Here is a 21,783-nt window from a genome sequence, read left to right on the forward strand (position 1 = left end):
GCTCCGTTTCAGGCTCCGCCGAGAGCGGCAAGGTGCTCGGCGGAGAGCCCGTTCGATTCGAATAAAGAGACCCCGGACGCTCCCGTCTCCCGGCAGATCGCGACCGCCTGGGCGAGTTCGCTGGGTGAGAGGTCCGGCAGGTAGAGTCCGGCATTCAGCGGTCGTCCGTCCAACGCCGCCACGCCCTCCCGCACCCCGGCTCCTATCCAGGCGAGGTCTTCGAGATAGAAGCGGTGGTAGAGCATGGGAAAGAAGCGGTCGAGGGGCCACTCTTCCCAAGCCTGGCGCACGAGTCGCCGGGCGATGGTGGGAGTGGGAAAGACCGCAGCGGTGATGGGTTTGCCTTCGTCGTGCACGGACTCGGTGAGTTTCTTGACCGCGCCGGTAACCGAGTCCCACCGAAAGCGGCGCCAGGCCTCGTCCGAGGGCGGGTCGAGCATTTCCAGCGGATCGCGACCATCGAACTCCGCGAACTGCGCCCTGCACTCGTCGCAGTAACAAAAGTCGAACTCCGGGTGCTCCACGTCCTGCACCAGGTCGTAGCTCTCCCACAGGCCACGCGGAAGGATCACGTCGCAGTGACGCACGTAGTCGAGATGAACGCCCTCCACTCCAGGGGTCGCGGCGATCTCGGCGACTCTTTGCGCAAGGTACTCCCGCACCGGCGCTCGCGACGGGCACACCCATTTGTAGTAGCCCACGTAGGGCGGCATCTCGAGCGACGAGTCGCCGTTTCGGCTGACCGTGAACCACTCGGGGCGGTTCTCCTGCACCCATCCGTCGCCGTTCCGGTTGAGGGTCCAGAACCAGCGATGGTATGCCAGCCCTTCCGCGCGAGCTGCCTCCGACACCAGCCCGACCTCTCCCCCGCCCACCAGGACCGCATCGACTCCGGCGGCGCGCAACGGGCCAAAGTGCTCCCTCCAGCCGTTCAGATCGCGCTCGCTCGAGCCGTGGACCCAGGCCCAGACGCTGAAAGCGGGCAGGGCGGACCAGTGGTCGGGAAGCTCGATTCCGGCCTGAGGCGCCGACTCGTCTCCCCTTCCGCATCCGCCCAGCGCGGTGAGGCCGAGCGCCCCGCCACCCATCGTCCGGACAAACTCTCGGCGTTTCATTCGTCCCCTCCTTCCTCGAGGGTGGAACCGTCGTCCGCGCCGGTTGGGCCGACGTCCACGAAGCGCAACCGCCCCCAGCTCTCCGGGGCGTGCATGTTGATCCGGCCCTGCGGCGCCCACACCCAGTTCTCTTCGGGGTGATCGTTCCAGTCCACGAGCTCCCGCTCCTTGACGTATCCGTCGGCTTCGATCAGAAGCGGCCAATCCACCCTGGAGAAGTTGACGCGCCATTCGTCCATCGGCTGCGGAGCCCCAGGAGCGACCGCTTCGCCAACGCCTGCCGACGTGTCGGGCGGTGGAACGAGCCCTGCCCAGGGTATCGCCATCTCCACGGTCCAGCCTTCGTCTTCGTCCGACGGATCGTTCAGGGTCCCGCGCAGCGACACGGCGGATTCGAGTCCTTCCAGGTCCCAATCGATTCGAGCGCTCCCGCCCTGGTCGTAAGGACGGGCGAGAAATAGGTCGAGCACGGTGCCCAAGGCGTTGATTTCGATCTCGAAGTAGTTCAGACCGTCGCCGTCAGGATCAAGGAAGATCTCGAAGTCGTCGTCCCTCCAGACGATCTGGTCGCGCTCGGCGAGGGTCGCCCAAAGATGCGGCTCCTCGATCTCCGCCGCCACGTAGAGCGCATCTTCGTCCCAGGTCATCCAGGCTCGGGTTCGGGATGGTGGAACCGGCCAGCCTTCTCCGCGAATGTCGATGAAATCCGCAGTCGGCTCCGCAGCCCGCCAGGCCTCGTCGTCGAGCGAACCGTCCACGTCCACCGGCTCATCGGTCCAATGGGCTTCGTATACGGGATGGTCGTCCGCAGCGCTCGAAACCCGATAGTCCTCCGAGCCGCCGCACCCCCACGCTACCAACGCGAGCGGTAGCAGCGACCGGCCGGCCACCTCCGAAACTTCAACGGCTGATCGGCATCCAGTCACAGCCGTCCACGTCCACCTCGATCCGTCTCAACACCGTCACGGAGTCTCCCCGCCGTACCACCGACTCCAGCACCAGAAACAGATCCCCCTCGAATCCGATGGCCGGGCGCGAACCCGGCTCCAGGGGTATCTCCGCATCCACGCACGCCGACTTCCGCGACTCGTCGATCACAGTCACCCACAAACCCACCGTGCTCACAGGTCCGACTTCGGTACCCATGTCGAAATGGACCACCACTATTGTACCGTTCGGCCGGCGGTGGACTCCCCCGGCGACGGAGAAGAGGCCAAAGACTTCGGAGTACGCGCGACCGCCTGCGAGAACCTCGTCGATTGCGGTTGCAGGGTCAGCCGTGCCGCCCTTCCGTCGGGCCGCAGGGACCTCAAAACGGTCCAGTTCCCGACCGGTGGTGTCCGCCACGATCAGATACGGAAGTGGCATGAACCCGACAAGCAGCGTGTCGGCCCACATCGCGAACGGCATTTCGGGGAATATGCCACCGACAGGACCACCCTCCGTATATTCGCCGGGGAGGCGGAGGACGGGACGGGCCTCGGATTCGCCGAGCCTCAACCGGCGGATCGCGCTCGAGGTCCCGTGGTGCGCACCGCTCAACCACAGACCCTCCGGGCCGGGTACCACCGACTCGACCGGAGTGTTGAGGGGATGTCTCTCTTCAAAATGCCCGTCGCTCCGCCGGAAGAGCTGGATGGCATACGGACTCCACGACAGCACCATGACGTGTTCGTTTCCCCAAGGCAGGACGACACCGGCTTCCTTCCATTCGCCTGGGCCCTCGCCCTGGCGGCCGTATCGCCGTATCAGACTCCCGTTGTTCGAATAGTGGAATACCCCTGCCTGTCCGTGGTCGGCCACCAGGTAGCCGCCCGATTCATCGGGCACGACGCGACTCGGCAGCACGAGGTAGTCGGCGCCGGATTCCTGGAGCAAGATCGAGTCGCGTACCGTGATAGCCGGTTGGGCCGACAGATGAGAGGATGTGGCGATGAGCGCGATGGTAGCCAATGCCAAACGGGTAGTCGCGGCTTGCCTGCGAGCTTCCTGCGGCTGGAACGTGAGATGGGCGCTCTTCAAGTCGCCACCGGCTTCCTCTAACAGTGCTCCTCGTACGCCACGCCGAGATCGTGAGCTATGTCTTCCGCACGGCGACCTTCGATCTGATGGCGTTCCATGAAGTAGACGAGCTCGCCGTCCTTGAAAAGGGCCACGGCGGGCGACGACGGGGGGTAGCCCACTATATGGTCGCGGGCGCGGGCGGTGGCATCGAGGTCCTGGCCGGCGAAGACCGTGGTGAGGCTCTGCGGTCGCTTGGCGCCCTGGAGAGAAAAGTAGACGCCGGGGCGCATCATCGCTGCCGCACACCCGCACACGGAGTTGATGGCCAGCAGCGTGGTTTGACCGTCGGGCGCCAGTGCATCATCGACGTCCTGGGCGGTGTGGAGTTCCTGGAAACCGATGCGCACCAAGTCCTGTCGCATCGGAGCGACCATCATCTCGGGATAAGGCATGTCGTCTGGTTGGGGAAGGGACTTCGCACACCACTACCGGTCGGCGCGACGGCTGTTCCCTCCGGACGCTCGACGCCTCCGCGCACCTCAACGCGCCTGAGCTTGCTCCGTGCGTCGGATTTCGAGAAGTTCAAGGCGTTGCGCGGCCAGCGAACGCGCCGCAGGGCCGAGCCGGGGACGGAGGAGCGCGTGATTTCGGAGAGTCGCCATGAAGTTGACGAGAGGCAGGTTTCTGGGAACGACCGCCGGCGCGGTAGGCGCCGGATTCCTTACGGGATGCGAAGGCGGGTCGAGTTTCGGGACCCGAGCCGGTGTCTCAGCGGACGTCGCCGACATGATCGTGCACGGGCGCATCGTCCACACCATGGACGAGGCCCATCCGATTGCGGAATCGCTTGCCGTGAAAGACGGCCGCTTCATGGCGGTGGGCTCGCGGGCCGACATCGAAGCTCTGCGAGGGGAAGGCACCCTGGTCTTCGACCACGAGGACGCCGTCATCGCTCCCGGGTTCGTCGACGCCCACACGCATCCGGCGGGAGCGGGCGTCAGGGAACTCAAGGACGTGAACGTCGATGTGCGCTCGGTCGCCGAGATCAAGGAGCGCATGGCGGCGCGTGCGCGCACGACGCCTCAAGGCGAGTGGATCCGGGGCTTCAAGTACGACGACACCAAGCTCGCCGAGGGGCGGCCCCTCAACCGGCGCGACCTCGACGAGGCCGTCCCCGACCATCCTGCGGTCGTGGGGCATCGCGGCGGGCACACCAGCGTCTACAACTCGCACGCGTTCGCGCTGGCGGAGGTGACGGTGGAAACCCCCGATCCGCCGGGTGGAAAGTTCTACCGCGAGGACGGCGAGCTCACCGGCCTGGTTGCGGAGCGAGCCAACTACGTCATCTCGCGGCTGATCCCGAACGTTCACACCGATGACGACCGTAGGGCGGGAGTCAAGCTGATCACGGAGCTGATGGCGCAGGCGGGCCTGACCTCCTTCCACGACGCCGGGACCTCGGCCAACAGCGTGAAGGCCTACGGCGCGGCCTACCGGAACGAGGAGCTCAGTTGCCGCGTCTACATGATGATGCGAGGCCCCTACGAAGACCTGCGCCGCGCCGGGGTGTCGACCGGCTTCGGAGACGAATGGCTGCGGGTGGGCGGCGTCAAGTACGGTGCCGACGGTTCGGCGTCGGAGCGGACCATGCGCATGAGCACCCCCTACGTGGGACGACCCGACGACTACGGCATCCTCACCATGACCCGCGAGGCTGTCCGCGATGCCGTCGAGGTCGCCCACCGGGCAGGGTGGCAGGTCGGCATCCACGCCAACGGCGATGTCGCCATCGGAATGGTGCTGGACGCATACGAACGAGTCCAGGAGCTCTGGCCGCGACCGGACGCCAGGCATCGGATCGAGCACTGTTCCCTGGTCAACCCCGATCTGCTCGCACGGATCAAGGCCGCCGGCGCGGTGCCCACTCCCTTCTACACCTACGCCCACTACCACGGCAACAAGTGGGTCGAGTACGGCCCCGAGAAGATGGAGTGGATGTTCGCCCACCGCTCTTTCCTCGACTACGACATTCCGGTCGCGCCCGCGTCCGACTACACGCCCGGCCCCTACGAGCCCCTCATGGCGATCCAGAGCATGGTCACTCGGAAGGACTTCGAGGGTCGAGTCTGGGGTCCGAGCCAGCGCATCACCGTCGCCGAGGCGATGCGCATCTGTACGATGGGCGGGGCCTACGCTTCCTTCGAGGAGGAGATGAAGGGTTCGGTCACGCCTGGCAAGCTAGCCGACTTCGTGGTGCTCGAAGCCGATCCGCACGACGCCGATCCGGACTCGATTAAGGAGATCCCGGTTCTACGCACGGTGGCGGGAGGAAGGGTGACTTGGGAGAGTTAGGCGAGCTCCCGAATTCGCCGGAGAGCCGGCATGCGCCTCCACCTTCGGCGGCAGAGGCGCCTGCGCCACAGACCGATCTCAAGCGGATTCTCCTCACGAGAGATCCGGGGCAGGTCAGAATTAGCGATTGGACACGCGACATCGGCCGCCGGCTTCTCGAGGCGTCCCGGTTCGCCACCGAACCCGACTTCACGCGCCTTCATGCCGAAGACATCGAATTCCTGTTCCGTGCATACGATGCGCGCTTCCTCGACGGAAAGTGCGGAACTCTGCTCGGGCCGGACGGCGTGGGATTCCGCCTTTCCACAAGGATGTCGCGCGCGGGCGGGAAAACCACCCGGTATCGCCGCCCGGACGGGACGACCCGCTTTGAGATTGCAGTCGCCGCATCCGTCCTCTTCGACGGCTTTCGGGCGGGCGACCCGGAGGTCACCGTCGGCGGGCTGCCTTGCCGCCACCGGCTGGAGGCGCTCCAGCGACTCTTCGAACACGAGCTTGTCCATCTCGCCGAATGGCTGTGCTGGGACGAGAGCCGCTGCAGCCGCGAACGCTTCCAGGGGATCGCCCAACGGCTCTTCGCGCACAGGGCGCATACGCACCAGCTCGTGACCCGCCGCGCTCGGGCGGCGAAGCTGGGAATCGGGGTCGGAGCTCAGGTGCGGTTCAGTTACCGGGGAGAGCGCCTTGAAGGCCGGGTCAACCGGATCACGAAGCGGGCCACTGTCCTGGTCGAAAACCCAAAAGGCGAGCTCTGGTCGGACGGACGCCGGTACCTTCGGTTTTACGTGCCGCTGGGAGAGCTTCAATCCGTGTTCGAGTCGGCGCACCTTTCCGCTTAGCGCCGTTCCGTCTTAACTTTGGACGCGCTTCCGCCGAGCTGGCGCGACGCTGCTCCTGATGACCCGGAAACCTCCACTGCAAACCGCGCAAGGAGCTAAACCATGGCGACCCGTCGTCCTCGTGACTTTCATCCCATCTCGTCCGTCCCCATCGCCCTTCTCACTGGACTCGCGCTCGCGTGGGCGACGCCCGACCTACAAGCACAGAGCGGAACGGTGGAGGGAAGCGTTCGCGACGCCGCGACCGGAGCTCCTCTGGCCGGAGCTCAGGTGTCGATCGAAGCCCTGAGCAGAGGCATCGTGACCGACGTGGGCGGTCACTACGAGATATCCGGGATCCCTGCGGGTCCTCATCAGATCACCATCACGCTTCTCGGTTATTCCAGAGCGATCCGCGAGGTGGAAGTACCGAACGGCGCTAGCGTCCATCTCGACGCGGAGCTCTTCGGCACCGCAATTCTGCTGGAAGGCATAGTCGCGGTGGGCAGCCGTTCTCGGCCCCGGACCGTCGTCGAATCGGCGGTTCCCATCGACGCGATCCCGGCGCGAGACTTCATCGAGCAGGGCGACACCGACCTGAGCGACCTGCTGCGCACCGTGGTTCCATCCTTCAACGTGAATCCCCAGGCACCCGGCGATGCCGCCCGCCTCGTGCGTCCCGCGAGCCTGCGCGGCCTCGCACCCGATCATACGCTAGTACTCGTCAACGGCAAGCGGCGGCACCGGGCGTCGGTCATCACCTGGATCGGAAACGGCTTCGCCGACGGGGCCCAGGGCCCGGACATCTCGGTCATTCCGTCGATAGCGGTGCGGCAGGCCGAGGTGCTTCGGGACGGCGCCTCCGCGCAGTACGGCTCGGACGCCATCGCCGGGGTCATAAACGTGGCCCTGAAGGATGCCCGCTCCGGCGGCTCGGTAGAGCTCCGTTCCGGACGCTTCCTGGATGGTGGCGGTGACGGCTACACGCTGGCCGGAAACGTCGGGCTTCCCCTGGGCGAGACCGGCTTCGCGAACCTAAGCGCCGAGTTCGGGGCCTCCAATCCCACCGACCGCAGCATCCAGCGCGACGACGCGGCGGCCCTGATCGCGGCAGGCAACGCGAATGTGCGCGATCCGGCTCAAATCTGGGGATCGTACGCGGTCGATGACGACCTGAAGCTCTGGGGCAATTTCGGCGGCTTCGTCGCCGACGGCGTCCAGATCTACGGTCACGCAGGCTATGCAAGCGAAACCGTCGAGGGCGGCTTCTTCTTCCGCAACCCCAACACCCGGGAGGGCGTGTTCAGCATCGACGGGGGCGAAACCCTGCTGGTTGGAGACATGCTCGACGCACAGGACGGCGTGCTCGACGGCTCGGCGGCATGTCCGACGGTCGCCATCACCAACTCGGTGCCCGACCCGACGGCTCTCTCGCAGGTGCTCGCCGACCCCAACTGCTTCACCTTCCAGGAGCTCTTTCCCGGAGGGTTCACGCCTCAGTACGGAGGCGACACCCAGGACGCTTCCATCCTGGCGGGAGTGCGAGGTCACTTTCACGGCGGTCCGCAGTGGGACTTCAGCCTAGGCCTGGGCCGGCACTCCGTGGACTTCTTCATCAGCGAGACGGTGAACGCCTCCCTCGGGCCGGAGTCACCCACCACCTTCGATCCCGGTCTCTATCTGCAGCGCGAACTCAACGCCAACCTCGACCTGAGCTACGCCGTGAACGACCGCCTCAACGTCGCGGGCGGGGCGGAGTATCGCGACGAGTACTTTGAGATCGGGATCGGCGAGGAGAGCTCATGGGCCTTAGGTCCGCTCGCACCGCAAGGCTTCAGCTCAGGCTCGAACGGCTTCCCGGGCTTCAGCGACATAGCGGCGGGAGGCTGGCATCGCCAGAACTGGGCCGGCTACGCCGACATGGAGCTTCAAGGCGAGGATGGAGGTTGGAGCACGGGCACCGCGCTGCGGATCGAAGACTTCGAGGACTTCGGGACGACTCTGAACGGCAAACTCGCGGGCCGGATCTCCATAGTCGAGCAACTTGCCGTTCGCGCCAGTGCGAGCACCGGGTTTCGGGCACCCACTCCGGGGCAGCAAAACGCCTTCAACGTATCGACCCAGTGGAACCCGGATTTGCGCGAGCTCGTGAACAACGGAACGATTCCGTCGACCTCGAGGGTGGCTGAGCTCAAGGGAGGCAAGCCGCTCGACTCCGAGAATTCAGCTAGCGCGAGCGTCGGGCTCGTGATGAACACCGGCGGATTCACACTATCGCTCGACGGCTTTCGGGTCGACGTCACAGATCGGCTCGCGCTGAGTCAGGAATTCGAGCTCAGCCCTGAGGAGGCGGAGCGTCTCATCTCCGAGGGCATAACCAGTGCGCGGAATCTGGTCAATTTTCGATTCTTCGCGAACGACTTCGACACCCGCACGCAAGGATTCGACCTGGTGGCCTCCCTGGTCGCGGGCCGAGACAGCCCCGAATCCGGGACCGAACTCAGTCTGGCCCTCAATTACACGGACACCGAGGTGACCGATTTCAACCCCGAGATCGTCAACGAGCTGCGCATCATGCAGCTCCAAGACGCGCTCCCGTCCACGCGCTGGACCGCCTCGGTGCGGCGGGACTGGCGTTCGCTCTCGGCCCGGGCCCGAGCAAGTTACTATGCGGGCTGGTTCGACTCTCGCGACGGCCGGAGCTACCCCGGAGCCCACCTCGTCGACCTCGAGCTACGTTACCGCGTGGACGAGCGGACCGCCGTCACCGTCGGCGCCGACAACGCCCTGAACCTCTATCCCCAACGGAACCCCAACGCGAGAATCGCCGGCAACCTCTACAGCCCGAACTCGCCGTTCGGGTCGAACGGAGGCTACGTCTACGCCAAGGCGGCAATCGCCCTGGGTGGGGCGGGTTAACGGCACCCATCTTGCCGAATCGGCGATTCGGGTTGAGCTTCAAGTGTGTACTCTTCCAAGAAGATCGTTCGGATTCAGGTCAACGGCGACCGGGCAGAGGTCGCCGTACCCGAGCACTTCACCCTTCTCGAGACGCTCCGCTACGGACTGTCCCTGACCGGGTCCAAGCAGGGTTGCGACAAGGGAGACTGCGGGGCGTGCACGGTGCTGGTGGACGGCATGCCCACCCTCGCCTGCCTTACGCCGGTATGGGAAGTCGAAGGCAGACGGGTCGTCACCGTCGAAGGTCTGGCCTCGCCGGAGGCGCCGAGTCCGCTCCAGGACGCATTCGACCTGGAAGGCGCCGCTCAGTGCGGATTCTGTACGCCTGGCATCCTCTGTTCGGCCCAGGCGCTGCTCGACCGGAACCCGTCGCCCTCGCTAGTCGAGATCAGGGAGGCCCTCTCCGGCAATCTCTGCCGATGCACCGGCTATACGAAGATCTACGCGGCCGTCGAGCGCGCCGGAAGGATGACGAGAACGGCATGCGGTGAGACAGATGGAGCCGAACGCGAAACCGGGAGAGATCGCCAGGCCGGAAACCGCCGATGAAGAGCCTGCGGCATTCCGTGATCGGATCCCGCCAGCGCCGGGTGGAAGGGCTCGACAAGTCTAGCGGCCGAGCCCTCTACACCGACGACATCGCGCTTCCCGGAATGCTCCACGGGAAGATCCTGCGGAGTCCGCATCCGCACGCGCGCATCCTCTCGATAGACACCTCCAAGGCTCGTTCGCTCGCGGGCGTGCGCGGTGTGGTCACCGGTGCGGACATGCCGGTGCGGTACGGCATCATCCCTTGGACACCTGACGAGTATCCGCTCGCTCTCGATCGGGTTCGCTACGTGGGGGACGGCGTGGCGGCTGTGGCGGCGGTCGACGAAGACACCGCGATCGCGGCCTTGCGTCTGATCGACGTCGAATACGAGGAGCTGCCCAGCTTTCTGGATGCGTACGACTCGGCCGACGCCGACGGGTCCGCACCCTACATCCACGAGCCGCGCAAGCCGGGCGGGAACGGCAACGTCACCAAGCGCGTGCAGCTCGCCTTCGGCGAGGTGGACTCCGCCATGGTCGGCTCGGATGTGGTCGTGGAGGGCGAGTACTTCTTCGAGGGCACCACCCACGCGCCCATCGAGCCTCACTGCGCCATCGGAAGGTGGGAGCCGGACGGAACGCCCACCGGCGTTTCGCCGCACAGCGAGTCGCCGAGCGCTTCGGCCGGCGGGACCGGAGGCCGTCTCACCGTCTGGTCGGCCACCCAGGTGCCGCACTACTTGCACCGCGAACTTGGCAGGGTGCTCGGTCTCGATCAGGCGAGAGTCAGGGTCCTGCAGCCCATGGTCGGCGGGGCCTTCGGCGGCAAGAGCGAGCCCTTCGATCTGGAATTCTGCGTCGCGAAGCTGGCGATGATCACCGGCAGACCGGTCAAGATCCTCTACACCCGCGAGGAGGTGTTCTACGCGCATCGCGGGCGCCATCCCTTCCACATGAAGTATCGCACGGGCGCCGACTCCGACGGACATCTGGCCGCGGTGGACGCAGAAATACTCCTGGACGGCGGGGCCTACGCATCGTTCGGACTGGTCACCACCTACTACTCCGGCCAGTTGCTGTGCGCGCCTTACGCTATGCCGGCATACCGCTTCGACTCCACCAGGGTTTACACGAACAAGCCGGCGTGCGGCCCGAAGCGCGGCCACGGTTCGGTGCAGCCTCGTTTCGCGTTCGAGGTTCAGCTCGACAAGCTTGCCGAGCGGTGCTCGCTCGACCCGTTCGAATTGCGAAGGCGCAACCTCCTCGCGGATGGAGAGAGGACTCTCAACGAACTGCGCGTGACCTCCAACGGCTTTGGAACATGTCTGGACGCCGTGGAACGCGCGAGCGACTGGAGGCGCAAGTTCCGGAGACTTCCTTTCGGACGCGGCGTGGGCGTGGCCGGCTCCACCTACATATCGGGGACCAACTATCCGATCTACCCGAACGAGATGCCCCAGTCCGCGATTCAGATGCAGATCGACCGGTCGGGGCGGGTGGCGGTCTTCAGCGGCGCGAGCGAGATCGGGCAGGGATGCGATTCGATGGTCGCCTACGTCGCCGCCGAGGAGCTGGGCGTTCCGCTGGACTACGTCAGAGTGATGAGGGGCGACACGGACTTCACGCCGGTGGATCTGGGGGCCTACTCCAGCAGGGTCACCTTCATGCTCGGAAACGCCGCCATCGACGCCGCTCGCAAGCTGAAGCGGCTGGTGCGGAAGGCAGTCGCCGAGCACTGGAGCCGGGGCCACGCGGGTACCCGTGACGAGGACGCGGCCCACGCGGGCAACGGAAGCCGGGCGAACGGGGCGGGGCCCGAGAGTGCACCGCCGGTCTCGGCGCGGCAGGTGCTTCTCGCAGGTGGACGCGCCATGTACGCGCCCGACACCTCGGTGAGCATGCACATCCGGGAAGCTTTCGAACTCGCGGAGGCGCGCTTCGGGACGCTGACGGCGAGCGGCTGGTACAACACGCCGAAGGACGTTCACGGCAGCTATCGCGGAGCCACGATCGGCGCCTCGCCGGCGTACTCCTTCACCGCCCACGTCGCCGAGGTGGATGTCGATGTCGAGTCCGGATACGTGGACGTGCGCCGTATCTGGATCGCGCACGATTGCGGACGAGCTCTGAACCCGGTCCTGGTCGAGGGGCAGATGGAGGGTTCCGCCTACATGGGATTCGCCGAGGCCCTGATGGAGGAGCACCTTTTCAGGGATTCCTCCGAAGGAAGGGCCGGACTGCTCACGGCCCCCTCTCTACTCGACTATCGCATACCCACAAGCCTCGACACGCCCGAACTCCGTTCCCTGATCGTCGAGTCGATCGACCCCGAAGGCCCGTACGGCGCCAAGGAAGCCGGCGAAGGCCCGCTCCACCCGTCGATTCCGGCCATCGCCAACGCCATATACGATGCTATCGGCGTGCGCTTGGACCGTCTGCCCTTCACCCCGCCGAAGGTCTGGCGGGCGATCGCCTGTGCGGAGGAGCTCGGGACGCTGGGCAAACCCCGGCCGCCGCACCGAGCGGGCGGGCGAGAATCGATTCCAGCAAACGCGCGCACCTCGTCTTGCCGGCAGTTTGCGCCCCGCCCTCAAGGGCGAACGGAGGGCACGGACGGATGCTGAGGCTTCCTCGGTACCGCTATCACCGACCGACGGCTTTGGAGGAGGCGCAAGACGCCTACCTCATCCACGGACCGAAAGCCATGTTCATCAGCGGCGGCACGGACCTCATTCCCAACCTGAAGCACCGTCTGTTCGAGCCCGAACACCTGATCTCGTTGCGGGGCGTCGCTTCGCTGAAGGGAATCTCGCGGTTGGGCGACGTCTTGCGCATCGGGGCGACCGAGACTCTCACCGCCACGGCGGCCCATCCCTTGGTGCAGAGGCTCTTCCCCGCGCTTTCCGAGGCAGCGGGAGCGGTGGCCGGTCCGCAGCTTCGCAACTCCGGTACGATAGGCGGCAACGTCTGTCTCGAAACCCGCTGCACCTATTACAACCAGACCGAATTCTGGCGGAACGCCCTCGGCTACTGTCTGAAGAAGGACGGCGACGCCTGCCACGTCACGAGGGTCGGACGCAAGTGCGTGGCAGCGCATTCGGCCGACACTCCCCCGGTGCTCGCCTGCCTGGACGCCTCGGTGGAGATCGCCGATCGCTCCGGAACCAGGGTCGTGCCGGTCACCGAATTTTTCGTCGCCGACGGCATCGCCAACACCGTGCGAGGACCCCACGACCTGGTGGTCTCGGTGCACATTCCTCTGAGGTCGGCGAGTCTGCGCCAAGGGTACGCCAAGCTGCGGCAGCGTCGCTCCATCGACTTTCCGCTGCTCACGGTCGCGGTCTCGGCCGAGATGACCGAGGACGGCGCAGACGGCGGAAGGGTGAAGAAGGTAACCGGGGTGGTCACCGCTATGGGCTCCCGTCCGCGCCTGCTCACCGGCTGGAACCGGATCGCCCGAGGAAACGGACTGACCGACGAGGTGATCGACGCGCTGGCCGAGCGCGCCCACCGCCAGTGCCACCCCCTGACGAACATCGCCGTCGATGTCGACTGGCGACGCGCCATGGTCCCCGTCTTCACGAGACGGGCCTTGGAGGCGGCCAAGGGTCGGCCGCCCCGCAGTGCTTAGAACCCTGTGGACAACCTCGCACGAGCGACGAAGCGGCGTTTGCCCACGGGCTCTTAGCCCTCGCCCTCTTCGGGCAGCAACACCACCTTCACGAACTGGTCTTCGCGCAGATACTTGACGGCGGCGGCGCGCACCTCCTCGGCGGTCCAGCTCTCGATAAAGCCGTACGACGGGATGTCGCGTATGTCGAACCCCCGGCTCTCGTAGGTCAGAAGCTGGCTTCGCCAGTACCCGTTCCGTCGCAGGTTGGTCTCCTTGTCGCGTCTCTGGGTTTCCCGCACCTTGGCCACCGTCTCGGCGTCCGGACCTTCCCGCCTGATGCGCTCGATCTCCTCGAAGACCACCGCGCTCAGCTCCTCGGCCCGCTCGGGATCCGAACCGTACTGGATATTGACCGCGTACTCCTCGTCCGGTCGAATACTGAGCGACGAGCTGACGCTCACGCCATAGGTGCCTCCAAGGTCTTCACGCAACAGCTCGCGCAAGCGGATATCGAGCACTGACGCCAGGTTGCTCAACGTGAGCTCTTCCTTGCGCGAGTACTCGCCGTCACCTGTGAAGACGATCATCGTCTGGCTCTGCGGCTCCAACCCTTTGTACACCACCTTCTCGATCACCCCTTGAGGCGGGTCGATGCCGTGGTCCACCCAGGTCTCCTCACGGCCGAGGTCAGGCAGTGCGCCCAGGTAGGTCTCGACCAGCGGTCGCATCTCTGCCGTCGAGAAGCTTCCCACGAAGTAGAAGGTGAAGTCGGAGGCGTCGGCGAACCTTTCCCGGTAGAAATCCATGGCCACATCGAGGTCCGCGTCCGCCATCGCTCCGAGCATCGTCCCAAGGGAGGGCGCGCGCGGATGGCCCTGAGCCAGGACGTTTGCGAGGGTGTCCAGCATGACCATCTGAGGCGTCAACGCCATATTCATCATCATGGCCATCTGCGCCTTGAGCGCGTCGAACGCGGTCTCGTCCCTGCGAGGCTCGGTGAAGCCCAGATAGATGAGCTGGAAGGCGGTCTCGAGGTCCTGCGGCGACGCCGTGCCGCTGACGCCCTCGGTAAGCCCTCCGATGCTCATGGCCACGTTCGCCTGCTTGTCGGCCAGCATTCGGTTGAGGGAGATCCGGTCGAACTCCCCGGCTCCTCCGCTGCTCACCGCCTGGTCCGCAACCGTGGCGCTGACGAAATCTTCGTCGGTCGAGAGCGACACCCCGCCGGGGCTCGTAGCGGAGAAGACCACCTGATCTTCACGGAAATCGGTAGGCTTGAGGACGACGCGAACGCCGTTTTCGAGCTCCCAGACCGTCACTCCGACCTCCTCGATCACCTCCTCCGAGACGACCGCAGAGCCTGCAGGGACTACGGGGAGAAGCTCGGACGAGAGCTCTTCCGCCACGTAGGGTGCGATATCCTTTTGGGCCACCGCCGCGAAGACGGCGTTCACGGCTTCCTCGTCCGGGGTGTCGAGCCCCTCCTTTTCGGGTCCGGCGACCGTGATCACGCGCCCCGCCTCGCTCAGCCAATCCTGCGCGAACGTGTTCGTCTCCTCCAGGTCGATGCCGGGGAGAAACTCTTCCACCATCGCCACCTCGGTCTCGACCGTCGGGTAGGTTCCGCCTTGGAGGAAGACGTTGACGTAGCGACCGGCGAGCGCGGCCGAACTCCGGTTGTCGGCTTCCGCGAGGGTGGCCTCCCAGCGTCTGGCCAAGGACGCCTTCTCGCGCTCGAGCTCGGGAGCGGTGAAGCCGTGGCGCGCCGCTCCCTCCACCTTGGTCAGCAAGGCATCGAGTCCGCGCTCGATCCCGTCTTCCGGTACGATCGCGCTGAACTGCGACGCGTCCACCCCTCGGACGAAGGAGCCGCGAGAGACGCCGCCGCCCAGGATGGGTGGTTCGGCCTCGAGAGTGAGCTCCTCTATCCGTTCGTTGAGCATCGCCGAGTAGAGGGAACGCACCAGACCCTGCCTGAAGGCGCCCACGGTACCACGCTCCTGCGGCGGCTGCTTGAAGAGAACGGACACCTGGGTGAACGCCACCTCGGGATCGGTGGAGACGATTGTGAGCGGGTCGTGGTCGATGGGAACCGTCGCCTCCTCGCGTGGCCGCGGATTCTCTGGGCCCCGGAGACCGGCAAAGCTCTCCCTGATCATTCCCTCGATCTCCGCGCCGTCGAAATCGCCCACGGCCACCACCGCCATGAGGTCGGGGCGGTACCAGTCCCGGTAGAAGCGAAGCAAGGTCTCGGTCGGCGCGGAGCTGACCACGTCGGGACTTCCGATGGGCAGGCGATTCGCGTACCGCGACTCGTGGAAGATGACTGGCACCTGCTCGTCCGACACCCGCGCGTTCCCGCCGCGTCTTCCTCGCCACTCCTCCACGACTACCCCGCGCTCCTTGTCCACCTCCTCGGGAAGGAAGGTCAGGCCGCTCGCCCAATCCACCAGGATTCTCATGGCTGTGGCCATCACCTCGGGGTCGTCCATGGGCACGCGCAGCATGTAGACGGTCTCGTCGAAGCTCGTATAGGCGTTGATGTGGGGACCGAACTGCATCCCGATCGACTCCAGGTAGTCGACCAGCGCCTGCTTCTCGAAGTTGCGGGTGCCGTTGAAGGCCATGTGCTCGACGAAGTGCGCGAGACCCAACTGGTCGTCGTCCTCCAGGATCGAGCCGGCGTTCACGACCAGGCGCAGCTCAGCGCGGTTCTCGGGTTCGTCGTTCTCGCGGACGAAATAGGTGAGGCCGTTGTCGAGGGCTCCGGTCAGGACGGCGGGGTCGTTGGGGATGAGCTCGCCGAGCTCCTGGCTTCGGACGGTGCGCCCGGCGGCCTTGTCGGGAGCCGCAAGCAGTACGGCTGCGCCAACGACAAGATGGGCAGCGAGGAGCGTGGTCGCGCTTCGTCGTACATGGGTTCCGTTCATTCCGGTGTCTCTCCTTGGTGATATGGTTCCCCTTAACCTAACCGGCTAGGCATCGGTTCGGATTCCGGTTTGCCGGCACCGCTGACCATGAGACGGCCGAGCTCACCGCGTCCGACCTCGCTCCCCGAAGTCGGCACCAACCTGCCCCGTACCATGGCGAAGGCGCGGTGCGAGAGGGCGGCCGCCTCGTCGAGGTCGGTCGTGATCAGAAGGACGCCCGGCGGAACAACCCCACGAACCAAGCGTTCGAGCGTGCGGTGGACGAAGGCGGTCGAGCGGAAATCCAGCCCTCGGGTCGGGTTGGCGGCGACGATCAGGTCAACCTCTCTGCCCAGCTCGCGGGCCGCCAGGAGCCTCTGCTGATTGCCGCCCGAAAGCGAACCTGCCGCAGAGCGTTCGTTTTCCGTCTGCACGCCGAACTCTCTTATCAACGACCGGGTCTCGTCCCTCAGCTCGCCCCACCTGAGCACGGCGCCCGCGACGCTCTGCCGATGAAGAGCGATGTTCTCGACGAGATCGAGTCCTGCGGCGATCCCCTCGCGACTCCGGTCTTGCGGTATGTAGCCTACCTCGGCGGGCAAGGCCAGCTCCCCCGAGTCGGGTGCCAACCTGCCGGCCATCACCTGCGCCAGCTCCCGCTGACCGTTCCCCTCGACTCCCACCACACCCACGATCTCACCACGTCCGATTTCGAGCGAAACGCCGTTCAGGGCCTGCTCGCCCGTCCGGCCTCGCACCGAGACCGAGCGGCAGGAAGCGACCGCGGGCAGGGACGCCGCGCGTGAGGACACCCCGGTGCCCGACACCTGTTCGGAAGCGGCGCTTCCAAACGCGGCGGGCGGCACCTCGGGCGTGTGATCATCGGTCGCGACTCGGGCTACTGGTTCGATCCCCGCCGCGACACCGGTTTCGCCGAGATGTCCCACCATGGCGTCCGCCAGTTCGGCGCGACCGACCCGGCCCGGCACGTCTGCCGAGGGGGCCGTCTCCAGCACCGTTCGCCCATGCCTGAGGACGGTGAAGCGATCGGCGACGGCCATGACCTCGTCGAGCTTGTGAGCGACGAGGGCGATGGCGAGCCCGTTGCCGGCCAGTTTGCGGAGCAGCGCGAAGAGAGACCGGATTTCCGTCGGAACCAGCACTGCGGTGGGTTCGTCGAGAATCAGGATGCGGGGATGGGCTATGAGGGCCTTGAGGATCTCGGTGCGCTGCCGATCTCCTATGCTCAGGTCCTCGACTCGGCTGGAGAGGGGCAATCTCCACTCGGTCAGTTGCATGAGCTCGCGGACCCTAGCCGTCACCTGCGAGATCGGGAGCCGCAGGCTGGGCAGGGGACTCGCCAGCGCGAAGTTGTCGATCAGCGTCATGCGCTCTACCAGGCGGAAATTCTGGTGCACGAAGCCGATCCCTCGCTTCCGCGCCTCCACCGGGGACCTCGGTCGACCACGAATCCCGTCCACCTCGACCTCGCCCGCATCCGGGGCGACCATGCCGCCGAGCACACCAAGCAGGGTGCTCTTGCCGGCCCCGTTCTCGCCCAGTACACCGTGCACCGATCCCGTTTCCAGATGGAGACAGGCTCCATCCAGGGCCCGGACGCTGCCGAAACTGCAGCTGACCCCGATCAGCCGCGCGGCGGCCCGCGGTCGGTCGGCCACAGCGGCGGAGTTCAGGAAGAGCCCTCCTCGTCCTCACCATCCTCGATAACGTCCCCGATGCCTTCGACGTACCTTATGGCAGGTACCTCGAGCTCACCGGCGATGATCGACCTTCTCGCCTCCCGGACGGCCTGTTCGGCTGCGTCGGGTATCACGTCGAGAGCGGGATTGGCGACGAAGTCTATTAGGCCGTTGGCGATTCCGGCGGTGAACACGAGCGGCGGCGGGTCGGCCAAGGAACCGCCGTCGGGTAGCGATTCGATTTCGCGATCGTGGATCATCTTCGCCGCCCGGAGAAAGACGCCCGGGGCGGAGATCACCGCGCTGCCTACGATGACGTCCGGGGCGACGTCGTTCTGGTCGCGATTCATCCCCAGTGCCCAGATCTCGCGCCCCGCCGCTCGGGCTTCGCGCACCGCCTGGAAGACACCGAACGACGCGGCGTCCACGTTGTGAATCACCACGTCGGCCCCTTGGGAAAGCTGCGCCACGGCAGCCTCCTTGGCCGCAGCCACGTCGTCCCAGTTGCCGGTGAAGGACTCCAGGATTCTGATGTCGGGGCTGGAGCGCCGGGCTCCGGCCTCGAAGGCGCGAAAGGTCCCTTGTACGGGCGGGATCTCGACCCCCCCGACCATGCCGACGGTGCCGGAAACCGAGAGCGCGCCGGCCACGATCCCGGCCAGGTAAGCTCCTTCGTTCAGGCCGAAGACGATTGGGACCAGGTTCCGCGCCACCCGTCCGCCTCCGCTCACCACGAATGTGGTCTGAGGGAAGCTCTCGGCTGCCCGGAGCGCCGCATCCTGAAACTCGAATCCGTGAGCGAACACGATGTCGAAACCCTGGCTGCCGTAGGCGAGAAACGCTTCGTCGTACTCGGACGGCGCCCGGGTCTGCTGGTGGCTGATCTCGGCACCGAGCGAGTCCTGCAGCATGAGCAGGCCTTCGTAGGCGCCGGCGTTCCATCCGGCGTCGCTCACCGGGCCTGCCGTGAGCAGAGCGACCCGAAAGCCCCCGGCCTCATCGCTCCGACCGGTCGGTCCATCCGCGGCCGTACAGGCCAACGTGAACAAGATGACGGGCACGGCGGCGGCTCGTGAACGAACCGATGAGATGAGCGGACGACGCGCTGAAGGGATCATGTTCGGAGATCGCTCGAAGTGAAAGGATGGAAGCTGCAGGTCTACCCCCCGACGTCACGGAGTGCCCGGCCATATGCGTCTTCGACGCACGGGCCGGGTCTCGCGATCGCCCCCGCCGTGGGTTAGATTTTGCGGACGCCTCGCGTCACTAATACCCCCCGTCCCTTCAACAGGAATCCCTCATGGAAGGTCGGACCCGCGGACAATGGAGCTCCAGCGCCGGTCTCGTGCTCGCAGCCACCGGGAGCGCCATCGGGCTGGGCAACCTCTGGAAGTTCCCGTACATAACGTGGGAGAACGGCGGAGGAAGCTTCGTTCTCGTCTACCTCGCATGCATCCTGGCGGTAGGACTGCCGGTGATGCTCGCCGAGCTCCTCATCGGCCGGCGCTACCAGACCAGCGCCGTCGGGGCTCTCAAGAAGGCGGCCGGACCGGCGTGGGGGCTTCTCGGGGCCTGGGGAGTGCTGGCGGCCTTCGTTCTCCTCAGCTACTACACGGTCATCGCGGGTTGGTCCCTCTTCTACTTCGTGAAGTCGGCCGGCTGGTCGATCGCCGGTTATCCCGGCGAAGGGACGGCGACCGGCCTTTTCAACGAGCAAGCACTGAACCTTCCTCTCCAGCTCGCGCTCTCCCTGGGTTTCAGCGTGGCTACGGTCGCGGTGGTCTACTTCGGGGTCACTAAGGGGATCGAGCGGGTCGCGCGCATATTTCTGCCGGTGCTCATGGGCATTCTCGTGCTCATGCTCATCAGCGCCCTGCAGATGGACGGGGCCGGCGAGGCGCTCGCTTTCATCTTCCGACCCGGGCCTATTGAAACCGGTGCCGTTCTGGAAGCGGTCGGACACTCGTTCTTCACGCTCTCCCTGGGCATGGGTGCGATGATCACGTACGGTTCCTACATCTCGAAGAAGGAATCGGCGGTCTCGGCATCGGGCGCTATCGTCCTGCTCGACACCCTGATCGCCCTCTTCGCCACCGTCATCATGTTCTCGGTGATTTTCTCCGTGGCCGGGCTGCGCGACGAGGTCGGAGCCTCTTCGGTGGGCATGCTCTTCATCTCCTTGCCCGAGATCTTCTTCACCCAAGTGCCTTTCGGACGATTCCTAGGCCCGCTCTTCTACGTTCTCGTGGCACTCGCCGCGCTCACATCCACCATCTCGCTGCTCGAGGTCGTAACCGCATTCCTCATCGACGAGCGCAAGGTGGCAAGACCCAAGGCGACCGTCGGCGCCGGCCTGGCCATTTTCGTCTTCAGCGGAATCGCAGTCTTCTCTCTCCCCGGGCTCCTCGGCGAGGAGGTCGAAGGACCTCTCTCCGGCGTCGCCGGCTTCTTTTCCAGCATCAAGGTGCCGTTTTTCGGCGGGCCCGAGGACAAGGTAGGCTGGTTCGCTAACGCCGACCACTTCGTCTCGAACTGGATGCTCCCGTTAGGAGGCTTGCTGATCGCCGTGGTTGCAGGTTGGATCATGGCCCGCAAGGACACCGCCGCCGAGCTGATGGACGGCACGGAACCCCAGTGGTTCAGGTACAGGGTCTGGCGGATCTTCATCCGCTTCGTCGCTCCTGCGGCGATCCTGGCGATCATCATTGCCGTCATCTCCGGACAGGACTTCAGCTAACGGTCGAGACTCAGACACGCAGCGCTCGGGGTCGGGCTCCCACGCGAGGGCGCGGTCGGGGCACCCTTCAGGGCCCTCTGGTTCGTCCGGCGGCCTTCGCCGCATTGGCTGCGGCGGCGGTCGGAGCGCTCGTGGTCCTTTTGGCTGCGGGCGGTTTCGACCCGTATGCCGCCGGGCGGGCGCTGGTCAGCGGGTCGGTCGGGAGCCCCGCCGCCTTCTCGGTCACGGCTACCCGCACGGTGCCGCTCGCCCTCGCGGGACTTGGGGTCGCGCTCGCCTTCCGTGCGGGGGTTTGGAACATCGGAGCCGAGGGCCAGATCTACGTGGGGGCGACCGCAGGAGTCTGGATCGGCCTCCTCTGGGCCGGCCCCGCAAGCCGGCTCCCGTTGCTCGCCGCACCGATCATCGTTCTGGGGCTGATTGCCGCCTCCGTAGCCGGCGGCTTGTGGGCACTGGCACCGGCATACCTGCGCGGACGGGGCGTGAACGAGGTGGTGACCACTATCCTGCTCAACTTCGTGGCGGTGCACCTGGTCTCGTTTCTGGTGTCGGGACCGTTGCAGGAGGGCCGCGGCATCTTCCAGCAGACCGACGAGCTCCCCCGCTCACTCCAGTTGCCCATGCTCGTTCCCGAGACCAGGGTTCACGTGGGCGTGCTGGTCGCCTTGGCCGCTGCCGTCGCGCTCTGGGCGGTCTACCGCTGGGCCGGTATCGGTTTTCGGGTACGGGCGGTCGGTGCGGCTCCCGAGGTAGCGGCGTCGGCAGGCAGGATGAACGTGCTGAGGATCGGCACCGGAGCCTTCCTCGTTTCGGGGACGCTAGCGGGCCTGGCCGGAGGTTTGGAGATTTTCGGCGTGACCTACGCCCTCTACTCCGGTCTCTCGCCCGGGTGGGGGTATACCGCCATCGCGGTGGCCATCCTCGGCGGGCTGCGTCCTTTCGGCGTGCTCCTGGCCGCCTTCTTCTTTGGTGCGCTCGAAGCCGGAGGTGCGGCCATGCAGAGGGAGGCGGGAGTGCCTCACGTGTGGGTCTCGGTCGTGGTC

General features: G+C 66.0%; 15 protein-coding genes. 8 read left to right on the top strand and 7 right to left on the bottom strand.

The features are described from left to right. Positions 1-8 precede the first annotated feature (8 nt). The 4 genes from J4G12_07925 to J4G12_07940 form a co-directional block, all read right to left on the bottom strand. Positions 9-1,115, bottom strand: a complete 1,107-nt coding sequence (locus tag J4G12_07925) for a hypothetical protein (GenBank protein MCE2455723.1) — start codon at positions 1,113-1,115, stop codon at positions 9-11. Next, complete coding sequence (locus tag J4G12_07930) at positions 1,112-2,005, bottom strand: carbohydrate-binding family 9-like protein (GenBank protein MCE2455724.1); 894 nt, start codon at positions 2,003-2,005, stop codon at positions 1,112-1,114. The genes J4G12_07925 and J4G12_07930 overlap by 4 nt, the downstream gene beginning before the upstream one ends. 10 nt (positions 2,006-2,015) lie before the next feature. After that, on the bottom strand, positions 2,016-3,068 hold the full coding sequence (locus tag J4G12_07935; GenBank protein ID MCE2455725.1) for a hypothetical protein: 1,053 nt from the start codon (positions 3,066-3,068) through the stop codon (positions 2,016-2,018). Positions 3,069-3,154: 86 nt separating this feature from the next. Continuing rightward, positions 3,155-3,571, bottom strand: a complete 417-nt coding sequence (locus tag J4G12_07940) for a BrxA/BrxB family bacilliredoxin (protein MCE2455726.1) — start codon at positions 3,569-3,571, stop codon at positions 3,155-3,157. Positions 3,572-3,779: 208 nt separating this feature from the next. Here J4G12_07940 and J4G12_07945 point away from each other — a divergent pair, with 208 nt between their 5' ends. The 6 genes from J4G12_07945 to J4G12_07970 all read left to right on the top strand — a co-directional run bounded on the left by J4G12_07945 (position 3,780) and on the right by J4G12_07970 (position 13,412). Further along, positions 3,780-5,471 (top strand): amidohydrolase, encoded by a 1,692-nt coding sequence (locus tag J4G12_07945; GenBank protein ID MCE2455727.1) that lies wholly within the window; start codon positions 3,780-3,782, stop codon positions 5,469-5,471. Then, entirely contained in the window at positions 5,459-6,310 is an 852-nt protein-coding gene (locus tag J4G12_07950) for a hypothetical protein (GenBank protein ID MCE2455728.1), read from the top strand. The genes J4G12_07945 and J4G12_07950 overlap by 13 nt, the downstream gene beginning before the upstream one ends. Positions 6,311-6,412: 102 nt before the next feature. Then, entirely contained in the window at positions 6,413-9,208 is a 2,796-nt protein-coding gene (locus tag J4G12_07955; protein ID MCE2455729.1) for a TonB-dependent receptor, read from the top strand. Positions 9,209-9,253: 45 nt separating this feature from the next. Further along, on the top strand, positions 9,254-9,799 hold the full coding sequence (locus tag J4G12_07960; GenBank protein MCE2455730.1) for a (2Fe-2S)-binding protein: 546 nt from the start codon (positions 9,254-9,256) through the stop codon (positions 9,797-9,799). Then, a complete protein-coding gene (locus J4G12_07965; protein MCE2455731.1) occupies positions 9,796-12,405 on the top strand; it encodes a molybdopterin-dependent oxidoreductase in 2,610 nt (869 codons plus the stop codon). The genes J4G12_07960 and J4G12_07965 overlap by 4 nt, the downstream gene beginning before the upstream one ends. Further along, a complete protein-coding gene (locus J4G12_07970; protein MCE2455732.1) occupies positions 12,399-13,412 on the top strand; it encodes an FAD binding domain-containing protein in 1,014 nt (337 codons plus the stop codon). The genes J4G12_07965 and J4G12_07970 overlap by 7 nt, the downstream gene beginning before the upstream one ends. A gap of 53 nt (positions 13,413-13,465) precedes the next feature. Here the strand turns inward: J4G12_07970 and J4G12_07975 are convergent, their stop codons facing one another. The 3 genes from J4G12_07975 to J4G12_07985 all read right to left on the bottom strand — a co-directional run bounded on the left by J4G12_07975 (position 13,466) and on the right by J4G12_07985 (position 19,064). Further along, on the bottom strand, positions 13,466-16,324 hold the full coding sequence (locus tag J4G12_07975) for an insulinase family protein (GenBank protein ID MCE2455733.1): 2,859 nt from the start codon (positions 16,322-16,324) through the stop codon (positions 13,466-13,468). Between the two features lie 32 nt (positions 16,325-16,356). After that, positions 16,357-17,877, bottom strand: coding sequence for an ATP-binding cassette domain-containing protein (locus tag J4G12_07980; protein MCE2455734.1), 1,521 nt, complete (start codon positions 17,875-17,877; stop codon positions 16,357-16,359). Positions 17,878-17,993: 116 nt separating this feature from the next. Then, positions 17,994-19,064 carry a BMP family protein gene (locus J4G12_07985; protein MCE2455735.1) on the bottom strand — a complete coding sequence of 357 codons (1,071 nt, stop codon included), beginning with the start codon at positions 19,062-19,064 and terminating at the stop codon, positions 17,994-17,996. Positions 19,065-19,303: 239 nt separating this feature from the next. On the opposite strand from J4G12_07985, the gene J4G12_07990 reads away from it, so the two are divergent. Both J4G12_07990 and J4G12_07995 read left to right on the top strand, forming a co-directional pair. Further along, positions 19,304-20,740: a sodium-dependent transporter gene (locus J4G12_07990; protein MCE2455736.1), complete on the top strand. Its 1,437-nt coding sequence runs from the start codon at positions 19,304-19,306 to the stop codon at positions 20,738-20,740. Between the two features lie 131 nt (positions 20,741-20,871). Continuing rightward, on the top strand, positions 20,872-21,783 hold a 912-nt coding region (locus J4G12_07995), incomplete at its 3' end, for an ABC transporter permease (protein MCE2455737.1).

Source organism: Gemmatimonadota bacterium (assembly GCA_021295815.1).
GTDB lineage: Bacteria > Gemmatimonadota > Gemmatimonadetes > Longimicrobiales > Gaopeijiaceae > JAGWBQ01.

What these genes read in the sequence shown, in the direction of transcription:
- J4G12_07925 (MCE2455723.1), bottom strand. Translation starts at nt 1,115, where the DNA reads ATGAAACGCCGAGAGTTTGTCCGGACGATGGGTGGCGGGGCGCTCGGC.
- J4G12_07940 (MCE2455726.1), bottom strand. Translation starts at nt 3,571, where the DNA reads ATGCCTTATCCCGAGATGATGGTCGCTCCGATGCGACAGGACTTGGTG.
- J4G12_07945 (MCE2455727.1), top strand. Translation starts at nt 3,780, where the DNA reads ATGAAGTTGACGAGAGGCAGGTTTCTGGGAACGACCGCCGGCGCGGTA.
- J4G12_07955 (MCE2455729.1), top strand. Translation starts at nt 6,413, where the DNA reads ATGGCGACCCGTCGTCCTCGTGACTTTCATCCCATCTCGTCCGTCCCC.
- J4G12_07965 (MCE2455731.1), top strand. Translation starts at nt 9,796, where the DNA reads ATGAAGAGCCTGCGGCATTCCGTGATCGGATCCCGCCAGCGCCGGGTG.
- J4G12_07970 (MCE2455732.1), top strand. Translation starts at nt 12,399, where the DNA reads ATGCTGAGGCTTCCTCGGTACCGCTATCACCGACCGACGGCTTTGGAG.
- J4G12_07975 (MCE2455733.1), bottom strand. Translation starts at nt 16,324, where the DNA reads ATGAACGGAACCCATGTACGACGAAGCGCGACCACGCTCCTCGCTGCC.
- J4G12_07990 (MCE2455736.1), top strand. Translation starts at nt 19,304, where the DNA reads ATGGAAGGTCGGACCCGCGGACAATGGAGCTCCAGCGCCGGTCTCGTG.